At 67.7% G+C, this 14,514-nt stretch carries 12 protein-coding genes and 1 pseudogene; 5 read left to right on the forward strand and 8 right to left on the reverse strand.

The window, feature by feature from the left end; all coding sequences use genetic code 11:
• Nucleotides 1-311: 311 nt before the first annotated feature.
• Nucleotides 312-1,292 (forward strand): annotated as a pseudogene (locus ACZ6S0_RS49185) (IS481 family transposase); the annotation flags it as partial.
• Nucleotides 1,293-1,408: 116 nt separating this feature from the next.
• Here the strand turns inward: ACZ6S0_RS49185 and ACZ6S0_RS49190 are convergent.
• Nucleotides 1,409-1,960 carry a hypothetical protein gene (locus tag ACZ6S0_RS49190; protein WP_465927390.1) on the reverse strand — a complete coding sequence of 184 codons (552 nt, stop codon included), beginning with the start codon at nt 1,958-1,960 and terminating at the stop codon, nt 1,409-1,411.
• A gap of 103 nt (nt 1,961-2,063) precedes the next feature.
• Here ACZ6S0_RS49190 and ACZ6S0_RS49195 point away from each other — a divergent pair, with 103 nt between their 5' ends.
• The 3 genes from ACZ6S0_RS49195 to ACZ6S0_RS49205 all read left to right on the forward strand — a co-directional run bounded on the left by ACZ6S0_RS49195 (nt 2,064) and on the right by ACZ6S0_RS49205 (nt 3,706).
• Nucleotides 2,064-2,207: a hypothetical protein gene (locus tag ACZ6S0_RS49195; RefSeq protein ID WP_465927392.1), complete on the forward strand. Its 144-nt coding sequence runs from the start codon at nt 2,064-2,066 to the stop codon at nt 2,205-2,207.
• Nucleotides 2,208-2,327: 120 nt separating this feature from the next.
• On the forward strand, nt 2,328-2,579 hold the full coding sequence (locus ACZ6S0_RS49200) for a hypothetical protein (protein ID WP_465927394.1): 252 nt from the start codon (nt 2,328-2,330) through the stop codon (nt 2,577-2,579).
• Between the two features lie 827 nt (nt 2,580-3,406).
• Nucleotides 3,407-3,706 carry a DUF4193 domain-containing protein gene (locus ACZ6S0_RS49205; protein ID WP_465927396.1) on the forward strand — a complete coding sequence of 100 codons (300 nt, stop codon included), beginning with the start codon at nt 3,407-3,409 and terminating at the stop codon, nt 3,704-3,706.
• A gap of 140 nt (nt 3,707-3,846) precedes the next feature.
• Here ACZ6S0_RS49205 and ACZ6S0_RS49210 read toward each other — a convergent pair whose 3' ends face one another.
• The 4 genes from ACZ6S0_RS49210 to ACZ6S0_RS49225 are packed head-to-tail and all read right to left on the reverse strand — an operon-like array spanning nt 3,847 to nt 10,581.
• A complete protein-coding gene (locus ACZ6S0_RS49210) occupies nt 3,847-5,013 on the reverse strand; it encodes a Wadjet anti-phage system protein JetD domain-containing protein (RefSeq protein ID WP_465927397.1) in 1,167 nt (388 codons plus the stop codon).
• Nucleotides 5,010-8,390 carry an ATP-binding protein gene (locus ACZ6S0_RS49215; protein WP_465927398.1) on the reverse strand — a complete coding sequence of 1,127 codons (3,381 nt, stop codon included), beginning with the start codon at nt 8,388-8,390 and terminating at the stop codon, nt 5,010-5,012. Before ACZ6S0_RS49215 ends, ACZ6S0_RS49210 begins: the two co-directional genes overlap by 4 nt.
• Nucleotides 8,387-9,088 carry a DUF4194 domain-containing protein gene (locus ACZ6S0_RS49220; protein ID WP_465927399.1) on the reverse strand — a complete coding sequence of 234 codons (702 nt, stop codon included), beginning with the start codon at nt 9,086-9,088 and terminating at the stop codon, nt 8,387-8,389. The genes ACZ6S0_RS49215 and ACZ6S0_RS49220 overlap by 4 nt, the downstream gene beginning before the upstream one ends.
• Nucleotides 9,085-10,581 (reverse strand): DUF3375 domain-containing protein, encoded by a 1,497-nt coding sequence (locus tag ACZ6S0_RS49225; RefSeq protein WP_465927400.1) that lies wholly within the window; start codon nt 10,579-10,581, stop codon nt 9,085-9,087. The genes ACZ6S0_RS49220 and ACZ6S0_RS49225 overlap by 4 nt, the downstream gene beginning before the upstream one ends.
• A 771-nt stretch (nt 10,582-11,352) precedes the next feature.
• Between ACZ6S0_RS49225 and ACZ6S0_RS49230 the strand changes: the two genes are divergently transcribed.
• Entirely contained in the window at nt 11,353-11,718 is a 366-nt protein-coding gene (locus ACZ6S0_RS49230; protein ID WP_465927402.1) for a hypothetical protein, read from the forward strand.
• Between the two features lie 271 nt (nt 11,719-11,989).
• Here the strand turns inward: ACZ6S0_RS49230 and ACZ6S0_RS49235 are convergent, their stop codons facing one another.
• The 3 genes from ACZ6S0_RS49235 to ACZ6S0_RS49245 all read right to left on the reverse strand — a co-directional run bounded on the left by ACZ6S0_RS49235 (nt 11,990) and on the right by ACZ6S0_RS49245 (nt 14,292).
• Complete coding sequence (locus ACZ6S0_RS49235) at nt 11,990-12,481, reverse strand: RICIN domain-containing protein (RefSeq protein ID WP_465927404.1); 492 nt, start codon at nt 12,479-12,481, stop codon at nt 11,990-11,992.
• A gap of 694 nt (nt 12,482-13,175) precedes the next feature.
• Nucleotides 13,176-13,904, reverse strand: coding sequence for a hypothetical protein (locus tag ACZ6S0_RS49240; RefSeq protein ID WP_465927406.1), 729 nt, complete (start codon nt 13,902-13,904; stop codon nt 13,176-13,178).
• 22 nt (nt 13,905-13,926) lie between these two features.
• On the reverse strand, nt 13,927-14,292 hold the full coding sequence (locus tag ACZ6S0_RS49245; protein ID WP_465927408.1) for a hypothetical protein: 366 nt from the start codon (nt 14,290-14,292) through the stop codon (nt 13,927-13,929).
• Between the last annotated feature and the right edge of the window lie 222 nt (nt 14,293-14,514).

The following is a 14,514-nucleotide window of genomic DNA, read 5'->3' on the forward strand; positions in this document are numbered from 1 at the left end:
GAAGGCCCTTGGATGGAGAACACCGGCAGAGGTCTTTAGCGATCATCTAAACTTGTCGCTGACCAGCAGTGTTGCGACGACTCCTTGAGCCTAAGTTCTACACCACGACCGACCCCGACTCGCTGGAGCGGCTGGAGAAGGCGCTCGGCGAGAGGCCAGGGGTCTACGTGACGACCCGGGTACTCCGCAACCAGGGTCGTAACGAGGTAACGAATCCCGCATGGCCGGCCGCGGCCGGCCTCGCCCGGCGCGGCTTTCATGGGCTGCGCCCGCAGGTCCTCGCCCTCATCAGAGACTGAACCCGCAGTGCGGTGCCCGGACATCCCAACGCGCCCCTCACCCCAGGAGGGCGGCGCCGACTATGTGAGCGCATCGACGCCGGCCGCCCGATCGCTCACGTTGCAGCCGAAGCCGGTGTCTCGCGGCGCTGCCTGGCCAAGTGGTACGCCCGTTGGCAGGCGGACGGCCCTGCCGGGCTGCTGGATCGCTCGTCGGCGCCGGCGCGTTCACCCAACCGCACTCCGGCCGACCTCGCCGACCTGGTGGAGGAGATCCGCCGGTCAACCAAGTTCGGCGCGACCCGCATTGCCGCGACCCTGGATGCCGACCACGGCATTACCCTGGCGCCGGTCACCGTTCACCGCATCCTCGTGCGTCGCGGCATCAGCCGCGTGACCGACCTCGATCCACCGAGCGGTGAGCAGCTGCGCGCTGTGCTGCGGTACGAGCACGACGCCCCGGGCTCGCTCATCCACGTCGACATCAAGAAGCTCGGGCGCATCCCCACCGGCGGCGGCTGGTGGGCGCACGGCCGCGGAAGCGCCCAGCATCGTGCGTCCAAGCGCCGCGGGCAAGGTACTGGGGCGGTCGGCTACACCTATCTCCACAGCGCGCTCGACGACCACTCCCGGCTTGCCTACACCGAGCCGCTCGAAGATGAGAAGGGAACCACGGCGGCCGATTTCTGGCTGCGGGCGGTGGCCTTCCTCGCCGAGCACGGCATCGCCACGGTGGGCAGGGTGCTCACCGACAATGGGCCGTGCTATCGCTCTCGTCCGTGGGCGCAGGCATTGGGAGACACCGGCACCGTGCACAAGCGGACGCGACCCTACACGCCGCGGACGAACGGGAAGGTCGAGAGGTTCAACGGAACGCTGGCTCGCGAGTGGGCGTATGTCCGCGAGTACGACTCCGAGCAGGAGCGCCGCGAGGCCCTCATCGACTTCCTCAACCACTACAACTACGCCCGCCCGCACGCGGCGCTCGGGCATCGACCGCCGGCAAGCCGAGTACCCGTCGCGCTACCGGCTCACGCTCGGCGGGATCACTGTGCCGACCCTTCCGGCGCGACCCGAACAACTCTCGTTCGACGACATCACCATGTAACCGATGTCATGGAACAGCACACCTAGGGAATAAACACGTTGATGGCGACACCGATGGGGATCGACACAACAGCACCAAGCACGAAGAATACCCACTGGGTACGGCGCTGTCGGGCGGTATCCGCTCGGGTTTCGCCGAGGATGAGTTGGCGGACCGCCTCAGCCTCTTCTCGATCCATGCCGATGAGCTGCTGCTGGTGTTGAGCTTCGGTCACCAGCCGCCGTCGTGCGGCTTCCTGCGCCGCCAGGTCCCGCTGGAGTTCCTCCATCAACGTGGCCGCTTCGACGAATGCCTTGTTGACGGCCTCGATGCGTGTCCCTAGGCGCTCATGCGGATCAACACCGGATTGTTCCTTCGCCTCCTTCTGGGAGATCCAAGCTGCGCGTGCCCGAATCGCGAGTAGGGCGACAGCCCCAAGCCCTACCGCCAGCCACCCTCCATCGTCGGAGTAGTACCGGTCGAAAAGCGCGTACAGGACGGCAACGCTCATGGCGATGAGGACGTATGAGCCGATCCTGAAGACAGAGCCCTCGCTGAACGACTCGCGAATGGTTTCGCGGACCCGTTGATACATCCTTCTCTTATTGCATCGAAGGACTCGCTCTGCTAGCGGTTCCATGACTAGACCGTTCCATACCGAGCGACCCAAGCACTTTGCCGCGCTACGGTGCCCAGCTATGGCGACCACCCGCATCAACCGCGGCCTGTCCCGGCAGATAGCCACCCTGGTTGCCCGCCGCGTCGACCAGGTGGCCGACGACGTCGCCCAGGGCGCCCGCGACAACGGCCCCCGCCGCCAAAACATGGGTCACCGACGCTGACGAGCAGGTCCGCCCCTCCCACGCGAAGGCGCACAGGCAGAACATCCCCGCCAACCTGGACTTCAGGATCCCGGCCATGGAGTACGTGCGCAAGGGTCGCGGCCTCGGCGAGCAGCCGGGGTGCACGATCTGCGCGAACGGCTGGCAGCCGCCGGGCTGGTGCTGCCCGAACTGATCGACCTGAGCCGCGACCTCGGCGACGGGGTGCGCGGCGTGGCGCTGCCCGAGTCCGGCATCGAGGCCGTCAACCGGCGCCCGGACGGCGCCGTGGTGCTGCATCATGCCAGCGGCGAGATCCCGCTCGCGGACCCAGCGCACACCCGAGCACACGTCCGGGCGCTGGCTGGTGCGCTGCTCGCCCCAACGGCGTAACCGCCACAATGAGACCAGACACGACCCATTGGGAGAGGCCATGACCGACGACACCCCGCACGCGCGCCGCCGACCTGCCCGGCTGGCCCTGCCCGCCTCGCGTCGCTGACATTCCCGACCACAAGGGCAGCTACGGCTGGCTCGGAGCGTCACTCCTGGCCGTCGAGGACGAGGGCTTGTTGTGGATTGATGGGCTGGCTCACCTGCAGCCTCGACCAGAAGTCGACCGGGTCACCTTGGTGGCGTGGTGCAAGAACGGCATCGCGATCCACGTCCCCGTCGACAACTACTCTCGTCTCGAGCGGGATCTCTCCAGGCCACCCGAAGGGCGCCCAGGAGAAACCTACTGGCTGAAGGTGAACCATGTACTGGAGGAGCCGCCGGCGCACGCGAAGCCGGTGTAGGACCGGCGCGCTGCGCGGCGAACTGACCGCGCAGCCCTTCCGGGCCGCGCGGGCCAACATCCCCTCCCACGCCTGTACAAGGAAGCAGACCGCGCCCATGGCCACACGCCCTCAACACGTCCCTCCCTGTCCCCGCTACTGCCGGGCCTTCGGAGGGCGTCGATTTGGCCGCCCAGGTGGCCCTGTTGCTCATGCCCGCGTGCTCTGATCGCCCGTGGTCTGCGGAGCTGCCGCGTGGATGGGCCGGTGCGGCGTATGGCCGGCGATGGCGGTGGCTGTCGTGCTCGCGATAGCGCTTTCTTGACCGCTTGGAGCCGGATGGTTGGTTGTGGATTCGTGCGGGCAACGGACGGGAATCTCCCGGCGGATCGGGCACACGACAGGCGGCCCCACGAAGACGCGTAGATGAGGCGGATAAACATCATGGCAACCGACTACGACAGTCCCCGTAAGATCGACGACGACTCGGGGGAGGACAGTCTTCAGGAACTCCAGGCCCGCCGCGCCGGCGCCTCGTCCGGCAGCATCGACGTCGACGAGACCGAGTTGGCCGAGTCGATCGAACTGCCTGGCGCGGATCTGTCGGACGAAGAGCTGTCCGTGCGGGTGATCCCGCCTCAGGCGGACGAGTTCACCTGTTCTCGCTGCTTCCTGGTGCACCACCGTAGCCAGCGCGCCTCCCAGCGGGACGATCAGCGGATCTGCCTGGAGTGCGCCGCCTGAGCAGGACGACGATCAAGGTCCAGCGCAACCACGATGCCCATCCGCCGCGGACGTCCCCAGCGCTCCCCGGCCTCTTCGGTCACGACCGGTCCCCGCCTCACTGGCTTGCTCGTCCCTCACCTCGAGCTCCCCGCCGACCTTCAGGCCCGACCTGCCGTCGGACCAGGTGCCAGGACGAGGTCGGCGGCGATGGCGAGGGGGATGCGTTCCTGCTCGATCCTGCGTGCCCGGGGCCATCGTGGGTCGGTGAGTCGTTCGTACAGTGCGCCTTCTGCCGGGGTCAGGTGCGGGAGGGTCTTGCGGGTGGGGACGGCGAGGGGCTCGCCGCGGGCGTTGGTGGTGGCTCCGAACTGCTCGTAGGCATCGAAGGAGGGGAGATCCATGAGGATCGTGTCCAGGGTGAGGCCGCAGGCACGGTAGGCGTTGACGATCTCCAGGCCGGCCGCGTCCATGTCTCCCCAGTAGACGACGCGTCCTGCCTGTGCGATCCAGGGGATGGCTGCGATGCCGGGCGCTCCGGCGAACCCCGCGCCTTCGACGGCGATCGCGTGGGGCAGCGGCGGGAAGTGGACGGCGGTGTCCTTGTTCTCGGAGATCACGACAGCGGCGGGGGCGTAGTGCGGGGTCATGGTGTCTCCGGTGGTGACCGAGTCGTGTCGGCGGCGGCCGGCGGCGAGGTGGTCGGGGTCGAGGTAGGTGAAGTGGACGCGCTGGGGGTGGCTGGTGGCCAGCCCGAGGGTGTCGAGGCGGGCCAGGGTCATGACCAGGGGACGGTGAGTGTTGAGCCACTTGGCGTGCAGGCCCTCGATGGGCACTTGCCGTGGGGTGAGGCCCGAGGCCGAGTTGACGCGGAACCATGCCGCGGCGGCGCACAGCAGGCTGAAGTCGGTGTCGGAGTACCCGTCCGCCGCTCTGACGACCGCGGGGCGGTCGGGCACGTCGGGGAACTTCTCATCCAGGGCGGCTAGCCGGTGCCGTCCGACGCGGACCCGTTCGGTCCAGTCGGGGCCGAGCAGAAAGAGTGCGGTGTCCAGGTCGGGGATGGTGAGGTGGGTGGGAATGGCCTGGGTGGTGCCCTGGACGCGGCGTGGGGTGGTGGTGAGGATGACGCCCCGCTCGGCGGCCCAGTCGCGCCAGGCGAAGGTCTGTTGCTGGACTGCCGCGAAGTCGGCCTCCAGGGTGCGCCTGGGGATGACGCCGAGGGCGAAGGAGTGCGGCCAGGAGCGGGACGGTCCGGCGATGTCGGTGTGCCAGTGCGCGGCGACGCGCCTGCCGATCGCCGTGAGGATCTCCTCGGGGGTCTTCACCGCGAGGCTTCGGTGATCGTCGTCATGTGGGAGTAGCCCGTCTTGTGGCTCTTGCTCATGATGACCAGGAGGTTCATGTGGGGTTCCAGAGCGGTCACCTTGTCCAGGGGCGCTCCGATGATGAGCTGAAATCCCAGCCCTTTCCAGGCCGAAACCGCGCGGCCGGCGAACTCGGAGTCGGATTTGACGAATCCCTCGTCCAGGAAGACCGGGGCAAAGCGGGGGCGGGTGCGGCTGTCGTCTCCGAGTTGGAAGCGCAGGGCGGCGCCGACGATGAAGGCGACGAGTTCCTGGTTCTCGCCGCCGCTCTTGCCGCCCAGGGCCGAATAGGTGCAGATCTCGATCCCGTCGGCGGATTCGCGGACGGCGGTGATCTCGACATGGCCGCGGACATCCAGGAGCCGGTCGCGGGGGCTGCTGGCCTTGGAGCCCTTCTCGGGTTCGCGGATCTGCCCCATGAAGGCGCGTAGGCGAGTGAAGCGGGATTCGGCTTGGGCGTCGGTGAGGTCCTCGGTGACGCCGGAGGACAGATGTTTGAGTTCCTTGCGGAACCGGGCGACCTGTTCGATGCGCAGGTACCGGAGTTTGATCTGCAGGCGGTCCCGTCCAGGGCCGAAAGGGAGCGTGCCGAGGATGGTGTTGACCGGGTCGAGTCGTTCTTCGATCTCCTCGACGCAGGTGTCGAACGCGCCGGACAGTGGAACGAGGTCTTCCCCGCTCCATTGGGACAGGCGGCGTTTCCACTCCTGTTGGCGCTGGTGCAGCCCGGTGGTCTCGATATCGTGCAGGATGTCCCGGTAGGCGGGATACGACAGCATTGTCTCGCCCCGGTTCGGATCGGGCCAGCGGCTGTTGAACGCCCGGAACAGGTGCTCGAGGGCGTCGGTGGCGGCGCGCGCTTTGTCCTGCTCGTCCTCGCGCCGCCGGAGCAGGACCGTCCGGAGCCGCTCCACTGCGTCGGCGAACCGGGTGTGGTCGCCGGGATCGGCCACACTCGCGAACTCGGTGTCGAGCCTGACCTGGTGCTCCGAGGCCAGGGACGCGCCGAGGTGGTCACGGTTCAGGTGCTCGGTGACGTCGGAGAGGCTGGCGTCGAGCCGGGTGTGCTCGTTGTCCAGCGTCGTGACCTTCTGCTCGGCGATGAACTTGGTCTTGCGCGCTTCCTCGAGATCTCCTTCGAGGAGCGTATGACGGGCCGTGAGCTCGGTCAGGACGTCGTTGCCCAGCAGGATCCGCTGACGCTCGGCTTGCTTCGTGGTGATCTGGTCGTTGAGGCCGGCCACGTTGATGGCGGACCAGTTGGTGTCCAGGATGTATTGGTGGGCGTCCCTGCGCCGCAGGAGTTCTTTGCGGCGGTCGTCGATGGCTCCGGTCTGCAGGGTCAGCGTGGCGAGTGTCGTCTCCAGCCCGTCGGTCTCTTTCTCGATTTCGACGCGGCGGGCGCGGTTGGAGAAGCCGATGATGTTGCGGTCGTGGGCGTTGCCGTGCGCTCCGCGCGTGCCGTGGCGGGTCTGGCCGTTGACCGTCACGCGGCGGCCGCCGCCGCTCAGGTCGTCGGGGTTCTCCACACACAACGCGTCGATCTGGGCGGCCTGGACCCGTTCCTGGAGCCAATGGCTGAACAGGGAATCTTTGAAGATCAGTTTTCCGGAGATGCGGGTGGGGTCGGCGGCGAGGTTCTGGTGCGGATGCAGGGGCACGCCTTCGAAGTTGATCCGGACGGGCAGGCGCAGCGGGTCGATCGCACGGCTGAGGTTGTCCAGCAGGCCTGCGTCCACGAGCATGACGCGGGCGACGGACCCGAGGGTCACCTCGGCCGCGGTACGCCACCGCTCCTGGTCGGCGGCCAGGTCCATGAGCTCGGCGGCGAACGGGAGCTCTTCGGGCGCCATGCGCGCGGCATGGGCGATCGCCAGGCGGGCGTTGTGCAGGTGCGGCGGGATGAGTCCATCGCGCTTCGACAGGGACTCGTGCTCCTCCCGCAGGAGCCGTACGCGCTCCTGCAGCGGATACGTTGTGGCCTGGAGCTTCTTGCGCTGCTCGTCCAAGTCGTGCTCGGCCTGCTCGAAGGAGTCCAGGAAGGGACCGGCCTGCGAGCGCAGCGCCACGAAGTCGGCGTGTGAGGCGACGGCCACCGACAGCGCCGCGATCCGTTCGTCGAACCTGGCGCGCTCGCTCTCCGCGCGGTCCCGGTCGAGGCTGAGGCGCGCGATCTCGGCCTCCAGCAGGGCGAGCGCATCACCGCCGTTGTCGCGGATCTGCTGCTTCACCTCCTCGATCTCGATCTTCAACGCGCCTTCCGCTGAAACGGCTCCGGAGTAGATGTCGTGGGCGGCCTTCCGCGTCTCCCGGTTGGCCTCGGCGGCACTGCGCAGCAGGTCCCGTTCAGTGGTCAGCCGCCACAGCTGGAAGGGGGTGTCTCCTGCGCGGTCGGGGCCCAGCATGTCGACGGACGCGGCGGCGGCAGCGGCCTGCTGGAGTTCGCGGTGCCGGGTGGTGAGGGGTTCCAGGACGCGTTTCTTGTCGGCGTCGGTGACCATGGCCTGGTATGCCTCTTCGAGGTCGGCGAAGTGCTTGACGGCCCGGTCGGCGACCTCGTAGGTGCGTGGCCTTTCCAGGACCATCGACTTGTAGAGGTCGTCGACGGTCCGGACCTGCTGCCCGTTCTGGATCCGCGCCAGCAGCCGCAGCGCTTTGCTTCCCTCCCCGCCGGCGCCGATCCCCAGGCGGGCGCTGAGAGTCTCCTCCAGTTCGGGGTAGCTGCCGAACGGTGTCAGGCCCAGCGCTTTCAGTTGACGGCGGTCGAACCTCGCCTCGCTGCCGGGCTTCTCAGCCAGCGGCGCCAGCTCCCGGAGATCGAAGAAGGCGTCCTTGGCGGCCATCTTCATCTGGATGTCGCCGGTGCCGGTGGCCGAGCGCGGCACGTAGTAGGCGCGCAGGACTGTGTAGCGGCGCTTGTTGTCGTCGACGAAGGTCATCGCGATCGCGCCCCAGGTGGAGCTGTCCTGGCCGCGCAGAACCTGGTCGCGGAACTCTCCGGTGCCCGCCTGCCGGGTGGTCTCGGTCTTGCCGCGCAGGTAGGTCAGGAGGTTGCGCTGGTCGGCGCTGCGGGCGCGGCCGGTCGTCGCGTCGTTGGAGGCGGCGTTGAACGGCACGTTCGCCGGCATCATCAACGCCAGATAGGCGTCCAGCAGGGTGCTCTTGCCTGACCCGGAAGGCCCCGCGATCAGGGTGGCGACCGCGTCCAAAGCGAGCCGGTGGTACCCGTGGAACCCGCCCCAGTTGACGAGCTGCAGCGTTTCGGCCTTCCACTGCGTGGTGCCCTCGGTCGCTCCGTCGATGTGCAGGAGCGGCGGCTCCTCGACCACCTCGATCATGGCTCGTCCTCCTGTTCTTCGTCCTCGCCCGGGGTGTCAGGGTCGGCTTCGACGTCGGTGTTGCGGGAGATCAGCCACTCCAGGAGGTCGGCGAGCCGCTCGTAGGGCAGCAGGACCTCGATCACCGGGGAGATCCGGTAGCGGGTGGGGTCGGCGGTCTTGTGCAGTAACTGGGCCTTGCGGAGGTTGTCGATGGCTTTGGCGGTCTTGTTGTTGTCCCCGGAGCGGTCGGTGGCGTGGCCGGGCCGGAAGTTCGCGACGTTCTCGATCAGCTCGTCGTGGTCGATGAGGACGTTGTCGCGTCCGCCTGACCGTTCGCTGCTGAACCTCTGCCGCAGCAGGACCAGCAGGATCGTCTCCTCGCGAGAGTAGGCGTAGTCGTGCAGCAACGTCGGGAACCGCTCGCCTGACTCCGACCGGGCCTGCCGCTTGAAGGCCACCTCATGGGTGCGGTCAATGTGCAGGTCGAGGAACATGTCGTTGAGCCGTGACTTGATCAGGGGCACGGAGCCCATGAGGGTCTGCCAGTCGGAGAGATGCTGCTCTGCCGACAGGTACCGCTGTTTCATCAGTGCCACCAGCAGTTTGCGCTGGGCGGCGGTGAGGGTGCCCTGGTCGCCTTCGAACAGGACGGACTCCAGTGGTTCTTCCTTACGCCATTGGTCGTCATCCTGTGGTGTGTCCCACCGTTCGCTCACGGTTCGGCTCCCGGGTCCAGGGCCGCGAGCGCGACCGCATCCTGCTGCGTTAAGGTGATCATCAGGACGTCGAACGCGCGGCGGGCACCGTCGGGGCGGATCGTCTGGAACTCCTCGACGCCCTGGCCGCGCTCGAGCGCGCCGAGGTCGGTGAGCATCTGCACCAGCCCGAAGATCTCCACAGGCCGGCGGAGGCCGGCGTCCAGGTCGTTGAACACCTCGCCGACCGTGGCGGCCCCGCCTGCGGACAGGGCGTCGATGACCGCGGCGCGCATCTGCGCGAGCAGCGGACCGCCCTGCTGGCGCAGCTCCTCCAGGCTCGGTGGGGGCGGCGCCTCACCGGACACATCGTCCAAGGGCGGCGGCGGCGACTCCGAGGATGGGTCGTGGAACCGTTCCCGCAGGTGAGTAACGTCCAGGGTGGGCGGGGCGAGGCCGACGGGGACGACGGCGCGTGGACGGGCGCCGCGCATCCATCTCGCGAGTTCCCTGCCGACCTCGCGCAGCAGCTGCTGAAGTTCTCGCTCCTTGACGACGTCGTGGTTCACGATGTGCTCGCGCAGCGTGGTGGTCAGCCGGGTCCGCTGCACCAGTACGTCGTCGATGCCACGCCGGATGACGGTCACCGTCCCGCGGAACTCCTTGCGCTCCGGCGGCGTCAGCGCCGCCGAGAACGGATGCTCGAGGATCGCGTTCAGGTCCTGCTTCAGCTCGTGCAGGTGCGCCTCATCACGCAGCAGCGCAACCGCTCCCTCGAACGCGCGTCCCTCGGCCGTCGCCGACATCAGCTTGTCGGACTTGGTCAGGTAGTCGTCCAGCACCTCGCCGATCGGCCGGTCCTCCTCCCGGAAGTCGCTGATGATCGTGCGGTGCATGGTGGCCACGGCCTCCTCGACCCGTTTGAAGTCGCTGGGCAGCTGGGAGATCAGGTCGACGAGGTTGAAGTAGCCGTCGAACATCTGGTCCTCGGTCGCCGCGAAGACCTCACCGCCTGCGGCGAGGCGGTCCCGCTCGGCGGTCAGCGCCGCGATCTGGGTGTCGAGCCTGCGGATGCGGTCCTCCCGGATCGGGTTGGCCTCCATCGCCCAGTGCCGCACGGTCTGCAGGATCGTGGTCAGCCGGGACTCGCTGATCAAAGCGCGGTCCCGAGTGAGGCCCTCGACCAGATGCATGGCCTCCAGCGCGTGCGAGGTGAGCGAGTACTGCTCCTCACCCGAGTCGTCCGTCGACCGGTACAGCCACTGATCCTTCATCCACTTCAGGCACAGCGCGCGTCCTGCGGCCTCGGGCACCGCCTCGCCCACCGAACGCAGTTCGTCCAGGTAGGCGTCGACCTGGAGGTGGAGCCGGTCGGCTTGGACGTCCCGCCGACCGCTGAAGGAGGACTTGAAGACAGCCAGAACGAAGGGCGCCCATTTGCGTTCCAGCAGTCGGAGCGTGGGCTTGTCGAAGGCCTCGCGGACCCGTGCGAGCTCGCCGAGGATGTCACTCATCCCGTGGGCCACCCCTCTCCAGGAGGAATTCGACGTTACCGGCTCCCCCTGACATCACGCCTGGTCCGCGCGCACGGCCGTGACCCGGTCGGAACGCGCGGCGTTCAGGCACTGGCGCGTGCGGCCAGGAACTGGTCACGGGTGGGACACCGCCTTCGTCGCGGGAGGCCCGCTGGGTGAGCCGCAGCGGACGGGGGGCGGGCGTCTGCTCGCGGAGGCTGCGGCCGTCCGGCGCGTTGATGTCGTCCAGGAGCCGACCCAGGAAACTCGCGAGAGCGGGGCCGTCGCCGCCATCGCTCCAGATGAGCCGTCACCGGCCTCGGGCGAGAGGGAGAGGGAGAGGGTACTGCGGATCGTTCAGGCACCGAACGTCGCACAACAACACACAACCCGCCGCCGCCAGCGGAACCTGCGCCGGGCGGCAGCCTCGTTCACGGGCCTTGACGGCCAAGACCAGCGCCGGCAGCTTCGCCTCATCCGTGGCCGGCCCCGCGCCCGATGAGCGAGAGCCGGGCCGGCACAGCCAGCGGCGACAGGGCTGCATGAGCGTCGACGCCCGATGGGCCGCCTCGGCGTCGACATCAGCTACCGGCACACTGTGCATTGTGCGGCCGGGCCGCACCCCACGCCAGGGCCCGGCCGCAACCTGTGTCCGTAGGAGTCCCCGCAGCTTCGGCCAAAATCCAACAGATATGCCTCTGGCCTGCATTGAACCTTTTTCATCCTCGTGCGACCTCGTAGTCCTGCACGAGCACATGTGAAGATGACCACGTGATTGAGAAGAGTCACGAGGAAGGGCCTGCGGTGCGCAGAGCCGTGTACGTGGGTGCGGCGCTCCTGGCTGGCATCCTGGTCGTAGCCCTGATCTGGGCTGAGGACCTGCGCTTCATGCACTCGTCAGTGTATATGGAGGCGGTCGCCCACACTTTGGAGGAGGGCGTCGAACTCAGGGATCAAAGCATCGGAAGCCTCTCGTTTGAGTTCATCCGCCGGGAGGACGAACAGGTCTACTTCTACCGAGGCGAGGGGTGGGGAGGGGACGGCTACGGCTATGTATGGAGCTTCGTGAGCCGACAGGGCGATGTCCGGCACGTGAAGGGACCTTGGTACGAGTTCCGGAACGACGCGCACCAGTAGGGAAGGTCTACTCCTCCCCCGATTTGCCCGTCAGCTCGGACAACACCTTGCGGATCGTGTACAAGGTGAAACCCTCATTGATAGGCAGGGCTCAGGTTTGGCCCACCAGCCCGAAACCTCCACATAAGCACAGGCCAGAGGCATATCTGTTGGATCCTGCGCATTACTAACCGGGAGCCCGATCGGCGGCACTTGCGGTTGATCTTCGAGGGCGTGACGGCCCGGTGGCGCGCGACCGGGCCGCGATCAGCGAGGGTTCAGCAGCGGGCCGCTACCGGTTCTTGATCTGGCCGCGTTCGACGATCCACTTCAGGTTCGTCGAGGGGTTGGAGCAGTCGCGGAACAGGTAGGCCGGGACCTTCCCCGACGAGGTGTTGCCGCCACTGTCGAGGCAGTAGCCGGTGGCGACGTTCTTGATCTGACCACCTTCGATGACCCACCGCAGGTTGGGCGAAGAGCTGGAGCAGTCGCGGAACAGGTAGGCCGGGACCTTCCCCGACGAGGTGTTGCCGCCACTGTCGAGGCAGTAGCCGGTGGCGACGTTCTTGATCTGACCACCTTCGATGACCCACCGCAGGTTGGGCGAAGAGCTGGAGCAGTCACGGAACAGGTACGCCGGAACCTTCCCCGACGAGGTGTTGCCACCGCTGTCGAGGCAGTAGCCGGTGGCCGCCGCGGCGGCGGGCGAGCTGGTGGCGATCAGGCTCGCGGCGGCGGAGGCGATCAGGCCTGCGGCCAAGGCGGAGAGCTTGATGGGGGACATGGGTCTCCTTCGTGCCCGGGACTCCCCTGTGGCAGTGCGCCCGGGGGTCCTGTCGGTGGTTCTGAGGGTGCTGCTCGACGGGCACGGCCGGAACCTGGTCGCGATCGGGCGCGCCGACGGGCAGCACGCCAAGTATGCACTTCAAGTAGTTGACTGACTACCCTTAGTTAAGGTCGGTGCGCGGCGGCAGGCGCTGCCCCACCGTGCTGCCCTCAAGGCTGCCGGCCACGCTGCCCGTCGCCCGCTTCGACAAGGCGCCATACGTCCAGCGAGGCGGCCCCGCGAACGGACACAACCGACCTGACGGCGACATGATCCGCCATCTCGACCCCGCCTCGCCGCTCCCTCCGCACGAGCAGTTGCGGGCGCAGACCGCCACTATGGCCGCCACCGGCGTGCCGCCGCGGACCCGTCTGCCCAGCATCCGGCAGCTTGCCCATAACCTGGGCCTGGCCACAGCGACGGTCGCGCGTGCCTTCCGCGAGCTCAATCGAGACCCGCGGGCGGCACGGCACCTACGTCTGCGAGGCTTCCGGTTCCATCCCCGCCATGGACTCAGAGCAGCGCCTGACCGACGCGGCGCAGGTGTTTCCCGCCCAGGCGCGGCAACTCGGCGTCGACGTCGACGGGTTAGGCGCAAGCCCTCAATCGTCTCCTCCGGTCACGCAGCACGGCTGTTCGAGCGCGAGCGGAGCTACCTGCGTTGGATGACTTTCAACTGGCCCAAGGTCAGTTCCTGAGTCCGTGCAGCGTCCTGGCTGCTCACCCAGGCCAGGATCTGGGAATCGACGTTCTGCCCCTTTGGCAGATCGCCAGCGGCGGTGTCCCTGCCGCCCGAAGCGAGCAGCTTGTGCAGGTACTCGGCGAAGGTGGTAGGTCCTCCCCCGGCGTAGCCGACCCCGTAGCCGCGACTGGCACGCTCGGGCAGAAGCGAGAGCATCCCCGTCGTGGTGCGGATCCAGAACAGGCCGCTGACGCGATCGATGATCAGGCTGGCGAACACATCACGAGGGCGAAGGTCCAGGGGAGCGTAGGTGGTGTAGGTCCATTCATCGATCTGCGCGCCAACGGTTCGATAGTGCTCACCGACGACAGGCAGACCGAACTCGGGGTCGTACCAGGTCTTGCGGCAGACGCAGCCGGAACTGGACACGGCCGCGGGACTGTCCTTGTCATCGTCCACGCACGGGTCGAACAGCCGGGGGATGTCGCGGTGATGCACCAAAGTTGTGTGCAGAGGATTGGGCTCGCACGGCACCAGGCGGTCCCGCCACTCCCGCACGTAGCTGGAACGCCTTTTGATCGATGCGGTGCCGTTCCACGCCGCCCCGACAGCACCGATCTGGGCCTCGGCGTAGAGGACGAAGTGCGCGTACCCCTTGGTGGGGTCGGTGAGGTTCAGGTCCGCAGGGGTGAAGGACACAGTCGGCTCCCTTTGTCGCGGGCTAGCAGGGGCATGCCTTGCTGGTCGACGGCAGGCAGTACCACACGTCGCCACCACTGCCGTCAGGCTCGTCAACAACCACTTCCTCAAGACGTCCTGTTGCGATCATGGCGTGCACCGCAGCACTCACACGCGCGTCGACCACCTCAAGAAGCTGAGGGTCCACACACGTGACCGGATACACGGCCAGGATCACTTCGGAGATGGTGCGAGGCCGGCCATCGTGAAACACGGCACCGATCAACGCGGCCTCCAACGGCTCTACTGCGCTCTGCATACGCCAAACGTAGCGGCCCACACCGGGCCGGCGGCCGGGTTTACGGCTACCCGCTCCCCCCTGCCACACCATGCCCTCGATGTCATCCAAGTCCCCGTGCTCGCCCGCCAGACGGCTCACTGTGACGAAACAAGAGCCCAGCGGCCGCAACCGCGAAAGGCGCAAGGCTGGCCTGGGCACCAGCATCAAGAGGCGGCCGCGGATCGATGTCGCCCCGGATCTTCCCTGCACCTTGAGCTGCGGGTACCCATCCAGCGCTGCGGGGCGGTGGTGGAGACGTCGGTGCCGGGCGCGTCGGCCGGCAGGCGGAAC

The organism is Nonomuraea sp. NPDC051298 (genome assembly GCF_055586305.1).